The following is a 22,314-nucleotide window of genomic DNA, read 5'->3' on the forward strand; positions in this document are numbered from 1 at the left end:
GCAGCGCTGGAACAAGAAGCACTGCCGACCAGGCATTGAGCCTCTTGGCTCTTTAGCTCTTGACCGCCTCGGCCAAGCGTTCGGCACAGCGCTGCGCCGTCGCACCGTCGCTCGCCTCGACCATCAGGCGCAACAAAGGCTCGGTACCCGAGGCCCGGATCAGAACCCGACCACGGTCTGCCAACTCGGCCGTCACTTCGGCCTGCACACGCGCCAGCTGGGCGTTGCTCTTCCAGTCCTGGCCCGCTTGCAGACGCACATTGATCAAGACTTGCGGGAACAAGGTGACCGGTGCCAAGAGCTGAGACATGCTCTTGCCGGTGCGCATCACCGCCTGAAGAATCAGCAGCGCGCTGACGATGCCATCGCCGGTGGTGTGCTTGTCCAAAGCCAGCAGATGGCCAGAACCCTCCCCGCCCAGTTGCCAGCCTCGTGCGCTGAGTTCTTCCAACACATAACGATCGCCCACCTTGGCGCGCACAAAGTCCACATCCAGGGCCTTGATGGCCAGTTCGACCGCCATATTCGTCATCAAGGTGCCGACCGCACCTGGCACCTGCCCGCCTTGGGCCAGGCGGTCCGCGACCATTAAATACAGCAGCTCATCGCCGTTGTACAAACGCCCTTCGCCGTCCACCAGTTGCAAGCGATCGGCGTCGCCGTCGAGTGCAACACCGTAATGCGCGCCATGTTCTTTGACGGCAGCGACCAGGGCCGCCGGCGAAGTCGCGCCACAGCCGTCATTGATATTGAAGCCGTTGGGGCTGCAACCGATCGAAATCACTTCGGCGCCCAACTCATGGAACACATCGGGTGCCACGTGGTAGGCCGCACCGTTGGCCGCGTCAATGACGATCTTCAAACCCTTGAGGCTGAGATCCTGGCCGAAGCTGTTCTTGCAAAACTCGATATAGCGGCCACGGGCTTCGGCAATGCGGCGGGCACGACCTAAATTGGCAGAGTCGATCCAGGTCGGCGGATCCTCCAGCGCCAACTCGACCGCTTGCTCCCAGGCGTCTGACAACTTCTCGCCCTTAGCCGAGAAAAACTTGATGCCGTTGTCGGCAAAAGGGTTGTGTGAAGCGCTGATCACCACGCCCAGATCCTGGCGCAGAGCGCGGGTCATATAGGCCACGCCGGGTGTGGGCAAAGGGCCCGTCAACAGCACATCGACACCGGCCGAGGCAAAACCCGCCTCCAAAGCCGACTCGATCATGTAGCCGGAGATGCGCGTGTCTTTACCAATCAAGACGCTGGGGCGCCCTCCGTTCTTACGCAAGACCTGCCCCACGGCATGGCCCAGGCGCAGCATGAAATCAGGTGTGATCGCGCCTTGCCCGACCGTGCCACGAATACCATCGGTACCAAAATACTTACGGCTCATTGTGAGCATCCCTTTAAAAACGAAATATTGATCTATTGTCGTTCAGCAAAATGACTAGCCGAGGTCTGAGCCGACGCAGCCTGCCAAACCTTGATCGCATCGACGGTTGATGCGACATCGTGCACACGCAAGATCTTTGCGCCCTGCGCAATTGCAGCCAGACCCGCCGCCAAACTGGCCGCCAAACGCTGACCAACCGGCCGCCCGGTGACGTCGCCCAGCGCGCGCTTGCGTGACCACCCGACCAACAGCGGATAAGCCAGATCCAGCAGTTCCGCCTGGCGCGCCAGCAGCTCAAAATTTTGTGCGGTGGTCTTGGCGAAACCGTAACCGGGGTCCAAAACAATGCGCTCTCGCGCGATCTGTGCCGAGCGCAGCGCTGCCGCGCGGCAGGCTAAAAACCCCGCAACATCGCTCAGCAGATCGTCGTAATCGGTCAGGGTCTGCATGGTGGCGGGTGTGCCGCGCATATGCATCAAGCAAACGCCGCAAAGCCCATGCGCTTGGACGACATTGACAGCCTGCGTGTCTTGCAGCGCATGAACATCGTTGATGACGTCCACACCCAAGTCCAAGGCGCGCGACATAACTTCAGCCTTGCAGGTATCCACGGAGACCGCCACGCCTAAGCTTAACGCGGCCGAGACCACCGGCGCGATGCGAGCCCATTCTTCGCCTGCAGACAAGCTGCTTGCCCCCGGCCGACTGGACTCGCCGCCAATATCGAGCAGGTCAGCGCCGTCCAGCACCATGCGCTCGCAACACTCAATAGCGTGCATTGGTGCTGCGTGCTGGCCGCCATCGGAGAATGAATCGGGCGTCACATTGACGATGCCCATCACCCGGGGGCGGCTCAGGTCAATTTGGAAACGCGTGGTGTGCCAATGCATAGAAGATTGAGAACCCAAAGCAGCTCTGCCTAGAAAATCGGGGCCCGTCTGTGAAGACGGGCCCCGAAATTTGTATTGGCCCAGACTGAAATCTCAGCCCAAGTAAATCAAAGCGCAGCAGCCGGGGTATCGGTGCTCACCGGTGGCGGTGGAGTATCGGACTTGCCACCGCTCGGAGGCGTCCAATCCTTGGGCAGGCGGGCTGCCTTGCCGGTCATGATGTCTTCGATCTGATCGGCGTCTATGGTCTCGAACTCCAGCAAGGCCTTGGCCATCGCATGCATCTTGTCCTGATTCTCTTCAATCAAGCGACGCGCAATACCGTATTGCTCGTCGATGATTCGGCGGATCACCAGATCCACCTTGCGCATGGTCTCTTCGGACATATTGGTGGTCTTGGTGACCGAGCGACCCAAGAAGACCTCGCCCTCATTGTCCGAATAAACCATGGGACCGAGTTCATCGGTCATGCCGTAACGGGTCACCATATCGCGTGCAATCGCGGTGGCACGCTCGAAATCGTTGGAAGCGCCGGTGGTCATCTGGTTCATGAACACCTCTTCGGCAATTCGACCGCCAAAGAGTACCGAGATGGTCGAGAGCATGCGCTCCTTGTCCAAGCTGTAACGATCACCTTCGGGCAACTGCATGGTCACACCCAAGGCGCGGCCACGCGGGATCACCGTGACCTTGTGCACCGGGTCAGTCTTAGGCATCAATCTGGCAACCAAAGCGTGACCAGCCTCGTGATAGGCGGTGTTGCGGCGCTCTTCCTCCGGCATGATCATGGACTTGCGCTCTGGGCCCATCATGATCTTGTCTTTGGCCTTTTCGAAGTCGACCATCTCGACCACGCGACCATTGCGGCGAGCGGCAAACAAGGCGGCCTCGTTCACCAGATTGGCCAAATCGGCACCCGAGAAGCCGGGCGTGCCGCGTGCCAGGATGTCGGCGCGGATGTCTTGACCGACCGGCACCTTGCGCATGTGCACATTGAGAATCTGCTCACGGCCTCGCACATCCGGCAAGGTCACATAAACCTGGCGGTCAAAGCGACCTGGACGCAGCAAGGCAGGGTCGAGAATGTCCGGGCGATTGGTCGCCGCCATCACGATCACACCCATATTGGTCTCAAAGCCGTCCATCTCGACCAGCATTTGATTCAGGGTCTGTTCGCGCTCGTCATTACCACCACCCACGCCGGCGCCGCGGTGGCGGCCAACAGCGTCGATTTCATCGATGAAGATGATGCAAGGTGAGCTCTTCTTGGCCTGCTCGAACATATCGCGCACACGTGCCGCGCCGACGCCGACAAACATTTCGACGAAGTCAGAACCAGAGATGGCGAAGAATGGCACCTTGGCCTCACCAGCAATTGCCTTGGCTAACAAGGTCTTGCCGGTTCCCGGAGGGCCAACCAGCAGCACGCCGCGGGGAATACGGCCGCCCAGTTTTTGGAACTTGGACGGATCCTTCAGGAAGTCGACAAGCTCTTTGACTTCTTCCTTGGCTTCATCGCAACCCGCCACATCGGCGAAGGTCGTCGTGTTTTGGGCTTCGTCGAGCAGCTTGGCCTTTGACTTGCCGAAGCTGAAGGCGCCGCCCTTGCCGCCGCCCTGCATCTGGCGCATGAAATAGACCCACACGCCGATCAGCAACAGCATCGGGCCCCAGCTGATCAGCATGCTGATCAGGAAGGAAGGCTCCTCACGCGGCTTGACGTCAAACTTCACGCCGTTATTGCGCAGGTCACCAATCAGACCGCGGTCAAGATAGGTGGCTGCGACGCGCAGCTTCTTGCCATCAGTGGTTTCAGCAAGGATGTCGGTCCCGGCCCCACCTTCTTGCAAGGTCACTTGCTTGATACGGTGCGCCTGAATTTCGTCCAGAAATTCAGAATAGCCAATTTGCCCACCGGCTGCCGCACCACGATCAAATTGTTTGAAGACCGTGAACAGCACCAGGGCAATCACTATCCAGACAGCTACCTTCGAGAACCACTGATTGTTCACCGAGACTCCTTAATTCACTCAAACCTGACCACACTGTGTGCGGTCTCTGCAGGCCATATGGGGTTGATTCTATGGCAGTCAAGAGCTAAATCTGCTTTTGACAAACCCGCTCGAAAGCGCGGAATTACCGCTTCGGCTGTTTCAGCCCAATGCCGATCAAAAAGGTCTCGGTCGACCGGTCCTTGGAAGCCTTTGGCTTGATCGGTTTGACCTTTTTAAAGGTCGCCTTGAACTGCTCGACCAACTGGGTGTAGCCGCTGCCATGAAAGACCTTGGCCACCAAAGCACCCTCGGGCTTCAGGTGCTGCTGGGCAAAATCGATCGCCAACTCCACCAAGCCGGCCACCCGCGCGGCGTCCGAGCTTTCAATGCCAGACAGATTGGGTGCCATATCCGACACAACCAAGTCCACCGCGCGCCCCGCCAATGCAGCTTCAAGTTGATCCAGCACGGCTTGCTCTTGAAAGTCGCCTTGAATGAATTGCACGCCCTCGATCGGCTCGCATTCGGTCAAATCGAGCGCGATGATGGTGCCGTTGAGCTTGCCGACAGCGGCGCCGCCGATGCCGGCCTCCTTGGGCGCAAAACAGCGCCGCAAATATTGACTCCAGGCGCCGGGCGCCGCGCCCAAATCGACCACCACCTGGCCTGGACGCACCAGTTTCAAGGTTTCGTCGATTTCTTTCAGCTTATAGGCTGCGCGAGCCCGAAAACCATCGCGATGAGCCATCTTGACGTAGGGGTCATTGATGTGCTCATGCAACCATGTCTTATTAAGTTTCTTGCTTTTAGTCTTGATCTTCATGTTGCACGGATAATACGCGTATGCCTGCGATTCAATTGACTCCTGCCCAGCGCAAGGAAAAACGCTCCGAAGCCCATCATCTTGACCCAGTTGTCATGATAGGCGCGGATGGACTCACCCCTGCTGTCGTCAAAGAGACTGACGCTGCCTTGAATGCCCACGGGCTGATCAAGGTGCGCATCTTCTCGGACGACCGCGCCAACCGCGAAAGCATTTTTGCGTCCCTTTGCGGGGAACTCAATGCCGCCCCGATTCAGCACATCGGCAAATTGCTGGTGCTGTGGCGGCCACTGCCGGACAAGGAAGAAGCCGAAGGCGGTGACGGCAAAGCCGGTCCTCGCGTGGTCAAGATTGTGAAATTCTCCAAGAGCGGCAACCACCGACCACAGGTCAAGAAATTGCGCGTTCTGGGTAACGAACGGGTTGCTCAAGGCGGCGAGATCAAGCGCGCTAAAAAGCGCCTGACCAGCGTCAAAAAGAACGCCCAAGATCAGTAAAAACTGACGCGAATCAGACCTTGGAATTGTTGCTGGTGCGCCAAGCCAAAGCCAGCACAGCCAAGGTCTTCAAACCAAAAAAAGCGAAAGAAAAAGCGTGCAGGGTCATGAAGCTCCATGAACCCTGCCCGGCTTTGGCCGCCTCCATCATCGGATGCAGCGCGTAATAGCCCGCCACGGTGCAAAAAAGTGCCCCGGCCGGCAAAAAGAATTCTGCTGACAGGTTATTGGAACCTGTGTCCCGCGCCAAGCGACGCTCCATCAGAATCAGCAGCAAGGCAGTGGCCAGCGCGACCTGCGCTTCCAGCGCGAAAAGCCGACCGACCAACTCGCCTGCTTGAGCCCGCTCCAACACCGCAAAGGCCGCGGGAGCGGCAGCAAATGCGATACAAAGCAAAAAGCCGCCCCAAATGGCGGCCAATACAGCACGAGATCGGCGCAGCACCTGTTGCTTAGACGTAACGGACCTTGACCACTTCGTAGCTCTTGACGCCACCCGGCGCCTGCACATTGGCTACATCACCCTCTTCTTTGCCGATCAAGGCGCGCGCAATCGGCGAGCTGATAGAGACCTTACCCAGTTTCAAATCAGCCTCGTCGTCACCGACGATTTGGTAAGTTACGGCTGCGCCCGTGGACTCTTCTTCCAGATCCACCGTGGTGCCAAACACAATCCGTCCACCGGCATCGACCTCGGCGGGATTGATGATCAAAGCCGCCGCCAACTTGCCTTCGATATCGAGAATGCGCCCTTCGATAAAGCCTTGCTTGTCCTTGGCCGCTTCGTATTCGGCGTTTTCGGACAAATCACCCTGGGCGCGCGCCTCGGAGATGGCCGCGATCACGGCATGCCGCTCAACACCCTTGAGGCGATGAAGTTCTTCTTTGAGCTTTTCAGCACCGTATGTGGTGAGTGGAATAGTGGCCATGATTTTTCGCTAAGCTTGAAATACAAAATGAAACCGCCGCTGCGGCTCGGGAACTCCCGAGGCGCTGCGGCGGATTTCGTTGCCCTGGAGTTTAGTTCAGTTCGGCATGTAACTCTTGCAGGGATTGCACCAACAAACCGTCCTGGTGCTTCATACCCTCAACCGCCGCCTCGCAGCCTGCCATGGTCGTGTAGTAGGTAACACGAGCGGCCAAAGCGGCCTGGCGGATGTAACGGCTGTCGGCAATCGCGGTGCGGGTCTCATCAACCGTCGTGAAGACCAGTTGAATCTCGCCGCCTTTGACCATGTCGACGATGTGCGGGCGGCCGTCCTTGATCTTGTTGACAACGCGGACAGGCACGCCGGTCTCGGCAATCGCTGCTGCCGTACCCTTGGTGGCCACGACACCGAAGCCCAGCGCATGCAAATCACGCGCCACGACCAAGGCGCGTGCCTTGTCGCCGTTTTTCACCGTGATCAAGACATTGCCCTGACGCGGCAGGCGCGAGCCGGCACCCAACTGGCTCTTCAGCATCGCTTCGCCGAAGGTGCGCGCGGCACCCATGACCTCGCCGGTCGAGCGCATCTCAGGGCTCAAAACCGGGTCGACACCGGGGAACTTATTGAAAGGGAAAACAGCTTCCTTGACGCTGAAGTAAGGCGGGATGACCTCGGCGGGCACACGGCCATTGCGGTCCTTCTGGTCCGTCAACTTTTGCCCGGCCATGCAGCGCGCGGCAATCTTCGCCAATTGCTGGCCGGTCGCCTTGGACACAAAAGGCACCGTACGCGAGGCGCGCGGGTTGACTTCCAGCACATAGACCGTCGCACCGTCGAGGCCGCCGGTCACGTCGCCCTGAATGGCGAACTGCACATTCATCAGGCCCACCACATTCAGGCCGCGCGCCATGGCTGCGGTCTGCCTGCGCAACTCGTCCTGCAAGACTTTGGACAAGGTGTAGGGAGGCAGGGAGCAGGCCGAGTCGCCGGAGTGAATGCCGGCCGCTTCCACATGCTCCATGATGCCGCCAATCATCACATCGACGCCGTCACTGATGCAGTCGACGTCTACCTCGAGCGCATCTTCCAAGAAACGGTCGAGCAAGACGGGTGACTTCTCCGACACCCGCACCGCTTCGCGCATATAGCGCTCCAGGTCCTTATCGCCATGGACGATTTCCATCGCCCGGCCGCCCAGCACATAGCTCGGACGCACGACCAGCGGATAGCCGATCTCGTTGGCCAAGGCCACGGCCTGATCTTCGGTGCGCGCGGTGCGGTTCGGCGGCTGCTTCAGGCCCAACTCATGCAAAAGCTTTTGGAAACGCTCACGGTCCTCGGCGATATCGATGCTCTCGGGCGTGGTGCCGATGATGGGCACGCCATTGGCTTCCAGATCAAGGGCCAGCTTCAATGGTGTCTGGCCGCCGTACTGGACGATTACGCCGACCGGCTTTTCTTTCGCCACGATTTCCAGCACGTCTTCCAGCGTCACCGGCTCGAAGTACAGGCGATCCGAAGTGTCGTAGTCGGTGGACACGGTCTCGGGGTTGCAGTTGACCATGATGGTCTCGTAACCGTCTTCGCGCAGCGCCATCGCAGCGTGCACGCAGCAATAGTCGAACTCGATGCCCTGGCCGATACGGTTGGGCCCGCCGCCCAAGACCATGATCTTCTTCTTATTGGTCGGCTCGGCCTCGCACTCTTCCTCATAGGTCGAGTACAGATAGGCGGTCTCTGTGCTGAACTCGGCCGCGCAGGTATCGACCCGCTTGTAGACCGGGCGCACACCCAGCGCATGGCGGGCGCGCCGCACCTCATGCTGGTTGGTGGCCAAAAGCTTGCCCAGACGCTTGTCCGAGAAGCCCTTTTTCTTCAGCAGACGCAACTCGTCGGCACTCAGCGAGGCCAAGGAACGGCCAGCCAGCGACATCTCGATCTTCACCAACTGCTCGATCTGCGCCAAGAACCAAGGATCGATAGCGGTTTCTTCGAACACTTCTTGCATGCTCATGCCGATGCGAAAAGCATCCGCCACATAGAGCACGCGCTCGGGGCCGGGCTCACCGATTTCCTGGATGATTTCTTCGCGGTCGCTGCTGCGCTCGGTCAGACCATCAATGCCGGTCTCCAGGCCGCGCAAGGCCTTCTGGAAGCTCTCCTGGAAGGTGCGGCCCATCGCCATCACCTCGCCGACCGACTTCATCTGCGTCGTCAAACGCGAATCGGCCATCGGGAACTTCTCGAACGCGAAACGCGGGATCTTGGTGACCACGTAGTCGATGCTGGGCTCGAAGGAAGCCGGGGTCACGCCGCCGGTGATGTCGTTGCGCAGCTCATCCAGGGTGTAGCCCACGGCCAGCTTGGCGGCGATCTTGGCAATCGGGAAGCCGGTCGCCTTGGAGGCCAAGGCGGATGAGCGCGAGACACGCGGATTCATCTCGATCACCGTCATGCGGCCATTCTCGGGGTTGATCGAGAACTGCACATTCGAGCCGCCGGTGTCGACGCCGATTTCGCGCAGGATCGCGATCGAAGCATTGCGCAGCAGTTGGTACTCTTTGTCGGTCAGGGTCTGGGCCGGCGCCACGGTGATCGAGTCGCCGGTATGCACGCCCATCGGGTCCAGGTTTTCGATCGAGCAGACGATGATGCAGTTGTCCTTGCTGTCACGCACGACCTCCATCTCGTACTCTTTCCAGCCGATCAATGATTCTTCGATCAGCAACTCGCTGGTCGGCGACAGATCGAGGCCGCGCTTGCAGATTTCCTCGAATTCTTCCGGGTTGTAGGCAATCCCGCCGCCGCTGCCGCCAAGCGTAAAGCTGGGGCGAATCACCATCGGGAAGCCGTTGCTGCCGACCTCGGCCGCGATGCGTTTTTGCACCTGCAGCGCTTCTTCCATGCTGTGCGCAATGCCGGAACGGGCCGAGTCCAGGCCGATCTTGGTCATCGCGTCCTTGAACTTCAGGCGGTCTTCGGCCTTCTCGATCGCCTTCTCGTTGGCGCCAATCATCTCGACCTTGTACTTTTCCAGCACGCCATGCTTGTGCAAGTCGAGCGCGCAATTCAAGGCGGTCTGGCCACCCATGGTCGGCAGCACCGCATCCGGGCGCTCCTTGGCGATGATTTTCTCGACCACCTGCCAGGTGATCGGCTCGATATAGGTGACGTCGGCCGTGTCCGGGTCGGTCATGATGGTGGCCGGGTTGCTGTTCACCAGGATGACCTTGTAGCCCTCCTCGCGCAGCGCCTTGCAAGCCTGGGCGCCCGAATAGTCGAATTCGCAGGCTTGGCCAATGATGATGGGGCCGGCCCCGATGATCAGAATACTTTTGATGTCTGTACGTTTTGGCATGTCTTTACTCCGTCCGCCTAGTTCTGTTCTGTGCTGTTTTCAGGACTTGGCCATCAGGCCAATGAAACGGTCAAACAGGTAGGCGATATCGTGGGGGCCTGGGCTGGCCTCGGGGTGACCCTGGAAGCAGAACGCCGGCTTGTCGGTGCGGGCCAGGCCTTGCAGCGTGCCGTCGAACAGGCTGATGTGGGTGGCGCGCAAATTGGCCGGCAGGCTTTCGGCATCGACCGCGAAACCATGGTTCTGGCTGGTGATGCTGACCCGGCCGCTGTCCAGGTCCTTGACCGGATGGTTGGCACCGTGGTGGCCAAACTTCATCTTGAAGGTCTTGGCGCCCGAGGCCAGCGCCATGATCTGATGGCCCAAGCAGATGCCGAAGGTCGGAATGCCGGCCTCGATCAGTTGCGCCGCGGCCTTGATCGCGTAATCGCAGGGCTGCGGATCGCCGGGGCCGTTGGACAAGAACACGCCGTCCGGCTCCAGATCAAACACGGCAGACGCGGGCGTTTGCGCCGGCACCACGGTGATCTTGCAGCCGCGCGAGGCCAGCATGCGCAGGATATTGCTCTTCACGCCGAAGTCATACGCAACCACGTGGAAGCGCGGCTGCGTTTGCTCACCATAGCCCTTGCCCAAGACCCATTCGGTCTCGGTCCAGCTGTGCGTGGCCTCGGTGCTGACGACCTTGGCGAGATCCAAGCCGGCAATGCTGGGCGCCCCTTTGGCCAGCGCAATCGCCTTGGCAATCAACTCGTCGGTGATGGCCTGGCCGGCGGCCAAGCCAATGATGCAGCCGCTTTGCGCGCCGGTGGTGCGCAAGACGCGGGTCAGGCGGCGGGTATCGATATCGGCGATCGCCACGGTGCCTTCGTCTTGCAGGTACTGCACCAGGCTACGGGTCTTGCGGAAGTTGGAGTCAAGGATCGGTGGTTCCTTGATGATCAGGCCAGCGGCATGGATCTTCTGCGCCTCGACGTCCTCATCGTTGACGCCGTAATTGCCGATGTGCGGATACGTGAGTGTCACGATCTGGCGGCAATAGCTCGGGTCGGTGAGGATCTCTTGATAGCCGGTCATCGCGGTGTTGAACACCACTTCGCCGACCGTCTGACCGGCTGCACCGATCGAGGAGCCTTTGAAGACCGTACCGTCTGCCAGGGCGAGGATCGCTTTGGGGGATGAGAGCAATTCGGGCAGCACGGGGGGACTCCGGTAGTAGCGCGCGCCCTGCTCTACTCTTTTTTGAGACCTGGACAGTCAAAGAGCCGGAATCCGGGATTAGGAAACTGGTGGAGTTTCGCGGGGCGTACGTGTGGTTGCGTAAAACTATTGCGGGTAAACCTGCTGAGTATACCCGAGCAGGGTATTCACCAATGCCTAGCAGACTCGATTGACATGCTGATGTAACTTTTTCCCGCCGCTTCCCCCACCCCTCGCAATTCAGGCCAGAGCCGCAATACCTGCCCGGGCGATCTGAGCATCTTCACTCGACTTCACGCCGCTGACACCCACCGCACCGACGCAAAAGCCGTCCACCATGATGGGCACACCACCCTCGAGCAAACCACTCAGCCCCGGCGCACTCAAGAAAGAAACCCGACCTTGATTGATGATGTCCTCATAGACTTTCGATTCGCGCCGCCCCAAGGCCGCCGTATTCGCTTTGGCGGGTGCGATTTGAGCGGAAATGGCTGCCGCACCATCCAAGCGCTGCAGCCACAAAAGATGACCACCATCGTCAACGATGGCGATGGAGACTGCCCATTGATTTGCCAAGGCCTCGGCCTCGGCTGCAGCGGCAATGCGTTTGACCTCTTCCAGTCCGATAAATGGTTTTTGCTTCATGCTGTTGAACTCCTCGCTAAAGCCCGCACTGTAATAGGCGAGGCTGGCCGGTGTCTGCTCGCAAGGAGCTAGATGCCAACCCCGAGGCGCAGATTGCGAACTCAAGCTACAGTCCTGCTTGAGATGTGCTCACGGATTCAAGCATCCGCACCAATTTTCAGTCTGGAGGATTTATGAACGAAACCCTGCAAAACCAATACGGCGGCGCCCTCAACAGCGGCTTGGCCGTCGATCGCCAACGCGTCTTGCGCAACACCTATTGGCTCTTGGCCTTGTCGATGGTACCGACCGTGCTGGGCGCCTGGGTTGGCGTGACCACCGGCATCATGGCCACGATGGGCATGGGCATGAGCATGATGGTGTTCATGGTCGGCGCCTTCGGTCTGATGTATGCGGTCGAAAAGACCAAGAACTCCAGCACCGGCGTCTACGTGTTGCTGGCCTTCACCTTCTTCATGGGTTTGATGCTGTCGCGCATGCTGGCGCAGATTCTGGGCTTCCGCAACGGCAGCAGCCTGATCATGATGGCCTTCGGCGGCACCGGTGCGATCTTCTTCGCGATGGCAACGCTCGCCACCGTCATCAAGCGTGATCTGTCCAATATGGGCAAGTTCTTGTACGTCGGCGCCATCATCTTGCTGGTGGTCGGCTTGGCCAATATCTTCATCCAGTCTTCGGCGCTGATGCTGACGATGCTGGCGCTGTCGATGGCTGTCTTCTCGGCCTTCATGCTGTACGACATCAAGCGCGTGCTGGATGGCGGCGAGACCAACTACATCTCGGCCACCTTGGCGATCTATCTGGACATCTATAACGTGTTCCAGAGCCTGCTGTCGCTGCTGGGTATCTTCGGCGGCGAAAGAGACTGATTGATCGAGAAAGAATAGAAAACGGGGTCCGAGGACCCCGTTTTTTTATGCCTGAACACTGCTGGCCCTCAATCGCGCTCAAAGACTGCGATGCTTTAGTTCCAGCATCACATCGCTAACGCGATATGAGCTTACTCTGAAGCATCGCGCTCGAAGACCGCGATGCTTTCAACATGGGACGTGTGTGGGAACATATTGACCGCGCTGGCCGCCGTGCAACGGTAGCCCGCCTGATTGACCAAAATACCGGCATCACGCGCCAGCGTCGCCGGGTTGCAGCTGACATAAACGATGCGCTTGGGCGCCTGCCAGCCCGGTGCCAAGCTCGGATCAAGATGGATTTCGGCCAAGGCCTGCGACAGTGCATGGGCGCCATCGCGCGGTGGGTCCACCAACCACTTGTCGGCCGAACCATCGGCGACCAGCAATGCAGGCGTCATCTCGAACAAGTTGCGAGCAACAAAGGCCGTGTTGGCCGATAGGCCATTCAGCACCGCATTCTCACGTGAGCGCTGCACCAGCGTCTCGCTGCCCTCAATGCCCAAGACTTCGCGTGCCTTGGTGGCCAAAGGCAAGGTGAAATTACCCAAGCCGCAGAACCAGTCAATCACACGCTCATCGCGCTGCACATCCAGCAGGCGCAGCGCCCGCCCGACCAGCACGGTGTTGATATGCGGATTGACCTGGGTGAAGTCGGTCGGCTTGAAGGGCATCACGACGCCAAACTCGGGCAGGCTGTAGGACAAAGCGGGGCCGCCAGCGTCCAGCAAGGCCACCGTGTCCGGCCCCTTGGGCTGCAACCACCATTGCACGCCGGCGTGCTGGGCCGCGAACTCACGCAATATGGTCTTGTCCGAGTCCGGCAAGGGATTCAAATGGCGCAAGACCAGGGCGATCACCTCGTCCCCCATGGCCAACTCGATCTGAGGCAAGTTGTCGCGCTGGGCCATGCTGGCGATCATTTCGCGCAGCGGCATCAAGAGATCGCTGACCCGCTGCGGCACCACTTTGCAGACCTGCATATCGGCCACATAGCGGCTCTTGCGCTCGTGAAAACCGATCAAGACCATGCTCTTTTTGATCACATAGCGGACCGAAAAGCGAGCCCGGTAGCGATAGCCCCAGGTCGGCCCTTCGATCGGGCGCAAGACCATCTCGGGCTTGACCTTGCCGAGGTGCCAGAGGCTGTCCTCCATCACGCGCTGCTTGACGGCCACTTGCGCGCCGGCGTGCAAATGCTGCATCTTGCAGCCGCCGCATGAACCCGCGTGCAGACCCGCATGCGGGCAACCGGGCGTCACGCGCTGCGAGCTTTCACGCCGCATTGCCACCAGCGTGCCCTGCTCCCAGCTGCTTTTTTTGCGGCCAACGGTGACTTGCACCTCTTCACCGGGCAAAGCGCCTTCGATGAACACCACTTTGCCTTCTTCGTTGCGGGCAACGCCTTGGGCGTCCAGGTCCATCGATTCGACCTTGAGCCATTCTGATTGTTGAGTCATGGGCGGGATTATCCCAGCCCGAACCGGCCGTTTCGCCCTGTCGCAAACTTCAAGCGCTAAAAAACAGAATCTCGGTCTATGCCATGCCTCAACATGCCGCGCTTGAGCTTGGCCAAGGCTTCGATCTGGATTTGCCGAATTCGCTCACGAGTCAGGTGCAGACGCAGCGCCAACACATCCAGGGTCTCGGGCTCCCGGTCGGCCAGCCCATAGCGGCCGGCCAAAACCTCGCGTTCGCGTTCATTCAATGCGGCCATGCCGTTCTCCAGCAAGGCATCTACCTCATGACTAAGCCGCAATCCGAGCGGATCCACCGCATGCTCGTCAGCCACCAGATCCATCACCGTGTCGCCGCCATCGACACCGCGCTCGGCCGGCGAGTCTAGCGAGCTGGGCAACTCCGCGAAGGACAGCAACTCCGCCACTTCCGCAATCGGTCGGCCCACTGCGGCGGCGATTTCTTCGACCTTGACCCGCGTACTACTGCCGTCCTTGCCATTGCGTGCATGCGCGGCCTCCAGCGCACGCCGCGCCTTGAGCACATGGTTGAGCTCGCGCACAATGTGCACCGGCAGGCGCACCAAGCGGGCCTGATGCATCAAGGCGCTTTCGACGCTTTGGCGAATCCACCAGCTGGCGTAGGTTGAAAAGCGAAACCCTCGTTCGGGCTCAAACTTGCCGATCGCATGCATCAGACCGAGATTGCCCTCCTCGATCAGATCACTCATCGGCAGACCACGGCCGAGATAATTTTTAGCCACGCTAACGACCAAGCGCAGGTTGTGCTCGATCATTGACTGCCGGGCCTCAAAGCTGCCCGCCCTGGCCTGCACCGCCGTGTCGTACTCCTCTTGCGGCGTCAACAAGGGTGTACGGCGAATATCTCTCAAATAAGCCTGCAGCGCGTTGCCAAGCTCGAGCTCTGCACTCTCCAGTAGGCCGACCGGAACACCGCCGGCAGCCGCCACACCGATCGCCTCCGCCACATCCTCATCAGCCAGCTTGGGGTCAAGCTCATCGCCTGAGGCGAGATGCCCATTGCTATGTGCGTGAGAGGAATGATTTGGCGCAGGATGTTTCATGGCATCAATTTCGCTGCGCCGATAAGGCTTTAGCGACCTGGGAGCAACTTCGCGGGGTCGATGGGCTTGCCTTGCTTGCGCACCTCGAAGTGCAGCTTGACTTGATCAGCATCACTGGAGCCCATCTCGGCAATTTTCTGGCCCTTGCGCACCGCTTGATCCTCTTTCACCAACAAGGTCTGGTTGTGCGCGTAGGCCGTCAAATAGGTCGAGTTGTGCTTGATGATGACCAGATTGCCGTAACCACGCAAGCCCGAACCTGCATAAACCACGCGACCGTCGGCCGCTGCGAGCACAGCATCGCCGGCCTTGCCGTAGAAGGCCAAACCCTTGTTGCGCTGCTCGTCAAAGCCGACATTGACCGCTCCAGCGGCTGGCCAGCCCCAGACCGGATCATCATCGTTGTCGCGCACAGCGGCCGCCGCCGAGGCGGACGCTGACGCTGACGCAGTGGTCGCCGATGCCGCTGATGCAGCCCCGGCGGTGCTTGTGGCCTTGGCATCGAGAGGCCGGCTTTCGACCTTGGCCGCTGGCACCGACTTGGTCGTCACCGCTGCGGCATCGACGCCAGGCGCCAACACGCGCAAGACCTGGCCCACCTCAATCCGATTCGGGTTCTCAAGGGCATTCCACTTGATCAAATCCCGCGTGCTTTGACCGTTATCGATGGCGATACGGATCAAGTTGTCGCCCGGTTTGACGGTGTAGTAACCCGGCTTGCCGGCGTTCTCGGCACCGGGCAAGGGCTTGACTTCGGGTGTTGGCGTGCTCGGCACGGGCACAGGATTGGACGGCTTGGCCGCGCCACCCTTGATATCGCGTGCTTCGACCGGCGCCTTATTGGGTGTTGAGCTGCATCCCGCCAAAACGGCCAGGCCCGCGAGCCCGGCGGACAGCAAGATATTCTTAAAACGGAAGGTGTTCTTTTGCATGCGGCGCTATAAAGACTTTGACGGGCTGGGATCAAGCCCGCAAGGCAGGCCTGATGTGCAAAAAATCGCGCCCGCAAAATCTATCGGGCGCTTACATCACACCTGATTTTAGAGGCACGAACAGCACCGCCTCAAACTCGCTACGAACAAAACGGCTAACGCCCGCTTCGAGCAGGTGGTCAACCACCACCAGAACCTGTCCACGGCCTCCCGGTGCCACCATCGGTGCGACCAAACGTCCGCCTGGCGCCAGCTGATCCAACCAAGCCTGCGGCAAGTCTTCACCCCCTGCCGCAGCGATGATGCTGTCGAAGGGCGCCGCGCCCGCAAAGCCCAGTCGTCCATCGCCATACACGAGCCGGATATTGCCGCGTGCCGCGGCGGCCAAGTTCAGGCGGGCCTTGTCATGCAAAGGCTTGAGGCGCTCGATCGAAACGACCTGCTTGGCCAACAGCGCCAGCACGGCGGCCTGATAGCCGCAGCCCGTGCCGATCTCCAGGACGCGCCCGAGGCTTGCCTGCTGCGCCGCAGCAGCGCCGCCAAACAGCATCGCGATCATGCGACCCACCACCGACGGCTTGGAGATCGTCTGGCCATGACCAATCGGCAGGCTGGTGTCTTCGTAGGCCTGAATCGCCAATGCGCTGTCGACAAACTCGTGCCGATAGACCCCCGCCAGCGCCTGCAGCACCCGCTCGTCACGCAGCCCGTCTTGCTGCAAGCGGCTGACCATGCGTTGGCGCACCATGGCCGAGTCCAGTCCCAGACCGCTGGGTGCAGAGCGGCGCGCCGCATCCTGCGCCGCCTCGCGCAGATGGCGCTGGGGCATCAAGACCTCGCGGCTCGCTGCGGCGGAAGGCGTGCCACTTGGCTGACTCGACTTCTTCGCGCCAATGCCGGCCAGCGGCACAGGAAAGCGCGAAGAACGCGCCGGTAAGTCGCTCATAGAGGCAAGCCCAGGCGATTGCTCCATACCGGCAAAGCCGCATGGTGCGTCAAGTCAACCTGCAAGGGCGTGACGGACACCCTATTGTTGGCGGTCGCATAGAAGTCGGTGCCCTCGCCCGCTTCGCGCGCGTCTCCGGCCGGGCCAATCCAGTAAATCGTGTCGCCACGCGGGCTTTGCTGACGAATCACCGCTTCGCTGGCATGCCGGCGCCCCAGGCGCGTAATGCACCGAGGCAAATGGGGCGCATCGGCATGATTGGGGATATTGACGTTGAGCAAAAAGGCCTCGTTCAAGCCGGACGCGATGACCTGCTCGACCAAGCTGCGCGCCATGGCGGCAGCGGCGTCCAGCTGACCCCAGCCTTTGTCCACCTGCGAGAAAGCGATCGAGGGAATGCCGAACAAAAAGCCCTCGGTCGCCGCGGCCACGGTGCCCGAATACAGGGTGTCGTCACCCATATTGGCGCCGTTATTGATGCCCGATAGCACCAGATCGGGTTTGTAATCCAGCAGCCCGGTCAGCGCCACGTGGACGCAGTCGGACGGTGTGCCGTTGACATAGCGAAAACCGTTGCTGGCTGTGTAAACCGACAGCGGCCGGCCCAGGGTCAGCGAGTTGGAGGTGCCACTGGCGTTTTGTTCCGGGGCAATCACATCAATTTGACCCAAGCCCTCGCAGGCTTTGACCAAGGCCATCAAGCCCGGTGCCAGGTATCCGTCATCATTGGCTATCAATATTCTCATGCTGCGCATTGTAGGCAAGCCGCCCGGCGGCAAGCCTCTCGAGAACCCGCCCCTCTTGGCTGAATCTACCTCGACATGCCGGCGTCCCCGGCCTGCAAGTGGCTCAGTACCAGGGTCGCCAATTCCGCATGCACGGCATTCAAAGCCGCCAAGGACTGGGTAGAGCCGGTCATAAAAACCGCCATCAGGATGGGTGCCTGCTTGGGCGGAAAGAAAATCGCCACATCATTGACAGCGCCATTGGCCCCGCTGCCGGTTTTGTCGCCGGCGGGCCAGTCCTGTGGAGCGCCGGCCCGCAGCCGCTGCAAACCGGTCTCAGACGCATTCATCCAGACCAGCAATTGCTGGCGCAACTCGCCCGAGAAATAATCGCTGCAGAGCAGATGTTCCATCAGGCCGACATAGCTCGCCGCCGTACTGGTATCACGCGCGTCATCCGGCAGATTGCTATTGAGTGCGGGCTCGATCCGGTCCAACCGTGTGACCGTGTCGCCCAGTTCGCGCAAGAAACGGGTCAGGCCAGCCGGGCCGCCAACCAAAGGCAGGAGCAAGTTGGCGGCCGGGTTGTCGCTGAGCTCCAGCATGGCCGCACACAACTCGCCCACGCTGAGCGAGGCCGATACCGAGCCGGCTTGCAGCAACTCACCCGTTACCGGCGCATGAGGCACCAAATCGCGCGGGCCAAAGCGCACGCGTTGATTCAAGTCCAGGCGGCCGCTGTCCACCTTGGCCAAGACGGCCGCAGCCAAAAGCAGCTTGAAGGTCGAGCACATCGCAAAACGCTGCTCGGCCTGAAAGCCAAATTGCGCGCGGCTACCGGTATGCAAGGCGAACACGCCGATCTGCCCGCCGATCTGCGTTTGCAGCGCGGCGCAGCGCGCTTGCAAAGAGTCTTCAGCTTGAGGCGCAGCCAAACCCGTCAAGGGCAAAGGCAAGCCCGCCAGCAAAATCAAACGCCGCTGAATCTTTCTCATCATCAAGGTGTCAGCACTCGCAAAACTTTCTGGAAGGCCTCGACCTGCTTGCCTTTGCGCGCGCGCTTGCCTGCATAACTCGCCAGGCCCACACCCTTCAGAATTTCTTCCTTAGGCTTGGCGCCACGACCCGTACCCACGACCTGCAGCGCCTGCGTGAAGGCGGCGACGCTGATCAAGGCGTCTTTAGCTTCCAGGTCGATCAGTGTCAGGCCACGCCCGCCCTTGGGCTGGTGTTTCAACTCATCAAGCGCGTAGGTCAGCAGCCGGCCGTTCAGCGTCAGGCAAGCCATTTGAACGCCAACAACCTCGCCGGCGGGCACCGGCGCCGGCGGCAAGATCTTCTCTTCACCTTCCAGGCTCAGGAAGGTCTTGCCGGCCTTTTGGCGGCCGACCAGATCGCCCACCTTGGCGATCAAGCCGAAGCCGCCTGTGCCGGCCAGCACCAGGCGGGTTTCGGCATTGGCAGCAAAGTAATGCGCGATCTGGCTGCCGCTTTCCAACTCGATCAAGGAGGTGATGGGCTGACCGTCGCCACGCCCGCCGGGCAGCAAGGAAATCGGCACCGAATAGACCCGCCCATTGCTGCCAAAGACGATCAGCGCGTCCACACTGCGGCATTGGAAGGTGCCGTAGAGCTGGTCGCCCGACTTGAAAGCCAAAGCGGCCGGTTCGATATCGTGACCCTTGAGCGCCCGCACCCAGCCCTTGCCACTGACCACCACGGTGACCGCCTCATCCACGATGCGGACCTCGGCCGAAGCCTTCTTTTCTTCTTGGATCAGCGTGCGGCGCTCGTCGCCAAACTGTTTGGCATCGGCCTCGATCTCGCGGATGACAGTACGCTTCAGGCTACCTGGATTGCCCAGGATGTCCTCCAGCTTGCTTTGCTCTTCGCGCAAGCCTTTGAGCTCTTGCTCGATCTTGATCGCCTCCAGCCGCGCCAACTGGCGCAAGCGGATTTCAAGAATGTCCTCGGCCTGACGGTCGCTCAAATTAAAGCGAGCGATCAGCGCTGGCTTGGGCTCATCGGCATTGCGGATGATGCGGATCACCTCGTCGATGTTCAAGAGCACCAGCTGGCGCCCTTCCAGCACATGGATGCGATCTAACACCTTGGTCAAGCGGTGCTGCGTACGACGCTGCACGGTCTGCTGGCGGTAGCCCAGCCATTCGCTGAGGATCTGGCGCACGCTCTTCAAGGTCGGCCGGCCATCGGCGCCAATCATGGTCAGATTGATCGAGGCCGAGGTCTCCAGGCTGGTGTGCGCCAGCAAGGTCGAGATCAAGTCCTGCTGCTCAACCGTGCGGCTCTTGGGCTCGAACACCAGGCGCACGGCAGCATCTTTGCTCGACTCGTCACGCACGCAGTCCAGCACCGCCAGCAGGCTGGCCTTGAGCTGCAACTGCTCGGCGCTCAAGGCCTTTTTGCCGGCCTTGATCTTGGGGTTGGACAACTCCTCGACCTCCTCCAACACGCGCTGGCTGCTGCAGCCATGCGGCAACTCGGTCACGACCAATTGCCATTGGCCGCGTGCCAGATCCTCGATCTTCCAGCGCGCGCGCAGCTTCATGCTGCCGCGCCCGGTCTGGTAGGCCGAGCGGATATCGTCGGCCGAGCTGATCAGCTGGCCGCCGCCCGGATAGTCAGGGCCGGGCAGGATGGTGAACAAAGCCTCGTCGCTGAGCTTGTCGTCACGCAGAAGTGCCACCGCGGCGGCCGCCACCTCGCGCAGATTGTGGCTGGGCACCTCGGTGGCCATGCCCACGGCAATGCCGCTGGCGCCGTTCAAGAGCACAAAAGGCAGGCGAGCGGGCAACTGGCGCGGCTCCTGGGTCGAGCCATCGTAATTGGCCTGGAAGTCGACCGTGCCTTCGTCGATTTCATCCAGCAGCAGGCGGGCAATCGGCGCCAACCTTGCCTCCGTGTATCGCATCGCCGCAGCACCGTCGCCGTCGCGGCTACCGAAGTTGCCCTGGCCGTCGATCAGCGGATAGCGCTGCGAAAAGTCTTGCGCCATGCGCACCAGCGCGTCATAGACCGACTGGTCACCATGCGGGTGAAAGCGGCCCAGCACATCGCCGACCACGCGCGCGCCCTTGACCGGTTTGGCACCGGCCGTGCCGGTAAAGGCCAGACCCATGCGCTCCATCGAATACAGAATGCGGCGCTGCACCGGCTTTTGGCCGTCGCAAACATCGGGCAAGGCGCGGCCCTTGACGACGCTCAGCGCGTATTCCAGATAGGCGCGCTCGGCGTAATGGCCGAGGGTCAGCGCGTCGGGGTCATCCTGCGGCGGGGGTGCGTCGAAAATCGAAGTTTGGGTCATGGTTTGTCAGAGTGAATCGTCAGGTGTTGAGCTGAGGCGTGCATGCTGTTTTGCAGCAAGGTCCAGTACAGCTCCAGCACCAAATGAACATGGGCTTGGGTTTCGTCAATTGGCGGCACGACACCACCGGCGCGGCGCACGGCGCCCTCGCCGGCGTTCCAGGCCGCCAGCGCCGCATCGATGCGGCCAAAGCGTTTGATCAGGTCGGCCAGCATGCGGGCGCCGGTCAGGACATTGGTTCGAGGGTCCAGCAAGCGTTGCTCGGCCGGGTGCATGCGCTCCAGCAGCGTGGCATAACGAGCCGCCGCGTCGGGCGTGATCTGCATCAGGCCGATCGCGCCACGCGGCGACACCGCGGCCGCCTTGTAGCCCGACTCCACCGCAATGACCGCCTTCAGCAAGGCCATGTCCACGCCGGACTTGGCTGCCGCCTCACGCAAATAGGGCTGTACCGCTTTGACCTCGGGCGCGATCTCCAGCCAAGTCAGCAGATGCCGGCTCCCGTCTTGCTTGCCCGGTACGCGGCCCTTGCTTGAGTCCGGCGTGCCCAGCACCAAGTTGTAGGCGCCACTGAGCTGCCGATCGGCCAGGTGGGCGGTGCCGGCACCGTCAACATAAGCCCATAGCTCAGCTTGAGCAGGCCAAGCGAGCGCCGCCAGCAATAGGGCGAGCCAAACCCTCATCCGCCCTGCTCCTCACCGAGCGCCACGCGGGCCTGGTACTCGCGGTCCAGCATGGACATCACGATCAGGCTGTCGTAGCCATCTGCACCTTCGATATTGACCCGCACGCTCTCGCGCAACCGGCCTTCCTCGACAAAGCCTTCGCTCGCATAGAGCTTCAAAGCCCGGGTGTTGAGTGCCTTCACATCCAGCCAAAATCGATGTGCGTGCAACTGCGTGAAGGCCAGCTTCTTGAGCAGGCGCGCGCAGGCGCGCCCCAAGCCCTGGCCCTTGGGCGCCAAGACGATGCGCTTCAACTCAACCGAGCCGTGCGGATTGCGGCAACCCTGAAAAATCACGAAGCCGGACCGTTTGGATTCCGGCCCGACCTCGATGATGAAGTGGCGGAAATCGGGGAAACGCACCGCGCCCTCGTGTTGGGTGCGCTCCCAAGGCGTGATGAAGGGACGGTTCGCTGCGTCCTGCTCGACCGAGACCACAAAATCCAGGTCCGACAACATGGTCGGGCGCAGGCTGACCCGCGGCGTATCCAT

General features: G+C 60.7%; 20 protein-coding genes. 2 read left to right on the forward strand and 18 right to left on the reverse strand.

Features of this window, described 5'->3' with window-relative positions:
- Positions 1 to 52 precede the first annotated feature (52 nt).
- The 4 genes from glmM to LNV08_RS07065 form a co-directional block, all read right to left on the reverse strand.
- On the reverse strand, positions 53 to 1,384 hold the full coding sequence (glmM, locus tag LNV08_RS07050; protein ID WP_263532989.1) for a phosphoglucosamine mutase: 1,332 nt from the start codon (positions 1,382 to 1,384) through the stop codon (positions 53 to 55).
- A 32-nt stretch (positions 1,385 to 1,416) separates the two neighbouring features.
- Positions 1,417 to 2,274, reverse strand: a complete 858-nt coding sequence (gene folP, locus LNV08_RS07055) for a dihydropteroate synthase (protein ID WP_263532990.1) — start codon at positions 2,272 to 2,274, stop codon at positions 1,417 to 1,419.
- Positions 2,275 to 2,381: 107 nt separating this feature from the next.
- Positions 2,382 to 4,286 carry an ATP-dependent zinc metalloprotease FtsH gene (ftsH, locus tag LNV08_RS07060; RefSeq protein WP_263532991.1) on the reverse strand — a complete coding sequence of 635 codons (1,905 nt, stop codon included), beginning with the start codon at positions 4,284 to 4,286 and terminating at the stop codon, positions 2,382 to 2,384.
- 124 nt (positions 4,287 to 4,410) lie between these two features.
- Positions 4,411 to 5,091, reverse strand: a complete 681-nt coding sequence (locus tag LNV08_RS07065; RefSeq protein WP_263532992.1) for an RlmE family RNA methyltransferase — start codon at positions 5,089 to 5,091, stop codon at positions 4,411 to 4,413.
- 20 nt (positions 5,092 to 5,111) lie between these two features.
- Here LNV08_RS07065 and LNV08_RS07070 point away from each other — a divergent pair, with 20 nt between their 5' ends.
- Complete coding sequence (locus LNV08_RS07070; protein WP_263532993.1) at positions 5,112 to 5,588, forward strand: YhbY family RNA-binding protein; 477 nt, start codon at positions 5,112 to 5,114, stop codon at positions 5,586 to 5,588.
- A gap of 13 nt (positions 5,589 to 5,601) precedes the next feature.
- Here LNV08_RS07070 and LNV08_RS07075 read toward each other — a convergent pair whose 3' ends face one another.
- From LNV08_RS07075 to LNV08_RS07095, 5 genes are all read right to left on the reverse strand, one after another.
- Positions 5,602 to 6,009 carry a DUF4149 domain-containing protein gene (locus tag LNV08_RS07075; RefSeq protein WP_263532994.1) on the reverse strand — a complete coding sequence of 136 codons (408 nt, stop codon included), beginning with the start codon at positions 6,007 to 6,009 and terminating at the stop codon, positions 5,602 to 5,604.
- Positions 6,010 to 6,040: 31 nt separating this feature from the next.
- The gene (gene greA / locus LNV08_RS07080; RefSeq protein ID WP_263532995.1) at positions 6,041 to 6,517 is read right to left on the reverse strand and encodes a transcription elongation factor GreA; all 477 of its coding nucleotides are present in this window, start codon (positions 6,515 to 6,517) and stop codon (positions 6,041 to 6,043) included.
- A 91-nt stretch (positions 6,518 to 6,608) separates the two neighbouring features.
- Positions 6,609 to 9,875, reverse strand: a complete 3,267-nt coding sequence (carB, locus tag LNV08_RS07085) for a carbamoyl-phosphate synthase large subunit (protein ID WP_263532996.1) — start codon at positions 9,873 to 9,875, stop codon at positions 6,609 to 6,611.
- A gap of 39 nt (positions 9,876 to 9,914) precedes the next feature.
- Positions 9,915 to 11,075: a glutamine-hydrolyzing carbamoyl-phosphate synthase small subunit gene (gene carA / locus LNV08_RS07090; RefSeq protein WP_263532997.1), complete on the reverse strand. Its 1,161-nt coding sequence runs from the start codon at positions 11,073 to 11,075 to the stop codon at positions 9,915 to 9,917.
- Between the two features lie 240 nt (positions 11,076 to 11,315).
- Positions 11,316 to 11,720 carry a GlcG/HbpS family heme-binding protein gene (locus LNV08_RS07095; protein WP_263532998.1) on the reverse strand — a complete coding sequence of 135 codons (405 nt, stop codon included), beginning with the start codon at positions 11,718 to 11,720 and terminating at the stop codon, positions 11,316 to 11,318.
- A gap of 173 nt (positions 11,721 to 11,893) precedes the next feature.
- Here LNV08_RS07095 and LNV08_RS07100 point away from each other — a divergent pair, with 173 nt between their 5' ends.
- Positions 11,894 to 12,589, forward strand: a complete 696-nt coding sequence (locus tag LNV08_RS07100; RefSeq protein WP_263532999.1) for a Bax inhibitor-1/YccA family protein — start codon at positions 11,894 to 11,896, stop codon at positions 12,587 to 12,589.
- 131 nt (positions 12,590 to 12,720) lie between these two features.
- On the opposite strand, the gene rlmD is transcribed toward LNV08_RS07100, so the two are convergent.
- The 9 genes from rlmD to LNV08_RS07145 form a co-directional block, all read right to left on the reverse strand.
- Positions 12,721 to 14,088, reverse strand: coding sequence for a 23S rRNA (uracil(1939)-C(5))-methyltransferase RlmD (gene rlmD, locus LNV08_RS07105; protein WP_263533000.1), 1,368 nt, complete (start codon positions 14,086 to 14,088; stop codon positions 12,721 to 12,723).
- Positions 14,089 to 14,144: 56 nt separating this feature from the next.
- Positions 14,145 to 15,170 carry a sigma-70 family RNA polymerase sigma factor gene (locus LNV08_RS07110; protein ID WP_263533001.1) on the reverse strand — a complete coding sequence of 342 codons (1,026 nt, stop codon included), beginning with the start codon at positions 15,168 to 15,170 and terminating at the stop codon, positions 14,145 to 14,147.
- A gap of 29 nt (positions 15,171 to 15,199) precedes the next feature.
- The gene (locus LNV08_RS07115) at positions 15,200 to 16,102 is read right to left on the reverse strand and encodes a peptidoglycan DD-metalloendopeptidase family protein (protein ID WP_263533002.1); all 903 of its coding nucleotides are present in this window, start codon (positions 16,100 to 16,102) and stop codon (positions 15,200 to 15,202) included.
- Positions 16,103 to 16,193: 91 nt separating this feature from the next.
- A complete protein-coding gene (locus tag LNV08_RS07120) occupies positions 16,194 to 17,048 on the reverse strand; it encodes a protein-L-isoaspartate(D-aspartate) O-methyltransferase (RefSeq protein ID WP_414858695.1) in 855 nt (284 codons plus the stop codon).
- The gene (surE, locus tag LNV08_RS07125; RefSeq protein WP_263533003.1) at positions 17,045 to 17,794 is read right to left on the reverse strand and encodes a 5'/3'-nucleotidase SurE; all 750 of its coding nucleotides are present in this window, start codon (positions 17,792 to 17,794) and stop codon (positions 17,045 to 17,047) included. The genes LNV08_RS07120 and surE overlap by 4 nt, the downstream gene beginning before the upstream one ends.
- Positions 17,795 to 17,859: 65 nt before the next feature.
- On the reverse strand, positions 17,860 to 18,771 hold the full coding sequence (gene bla, locus LNV08_RS07130) for a class A beta-lactamase (protein WP_263533004.1): 912 nt from the start codon (positions 18,769 to 18,771) through the stop codon (positions 17,860 to 17,862).
- The gene (gene parC, locus LNV08_RS07135; protein WP_263533005.1) at positions 18,771 to 21,098 is read right to left on the reverse strand and encodes a DNA topoisomerase IV subunit A; all 2,328 of its coding nucleotides are present in this window, start codon (positions 21,096 to 21,098) and stop codon (positions 18,771 to 18,773) included. The genes bla and parC overlap by 1 nt, the downstream gene beginning before the upstream one ends.
- Positions 21,095 to 21,781, reverse strand: a complete 687-nt coding sequence (locus LNV08_RS07140; RefSeq protein ID WP_263533006.1) for a lytic transglycosylase domain-containing protein — start codon at positions 21,779 to 21,781, stop codon at positions 21,095 to 21,097. Before LNV08_RS07140 ends, parC begins: the two co-directional genes overlap by 4 nt.
- Entirely contained in the window at positions 21,778 to 22,314 is a 537-nt protein-coding gene (locus LNV08_RS07145; protein ID WP_263533007.1) for a GNAT family N-acetyltransferase, read from the reverse strand. Before LNV08_RS07145 ends, LNV08_RS07140 begins: the two co-directional genes overlap by 4 nt.

This window comes from Paucibacter sp. TC2R-5 (assembly GCF_025717605.1).
Classification (GTDB): domain Bacteria; phylum Pseudomonadota; class Gammaproteobacteria; order Burkholderiales; family Burkholderiaceae_C; genus Paucibacter_A; species Paucibacter_A albus.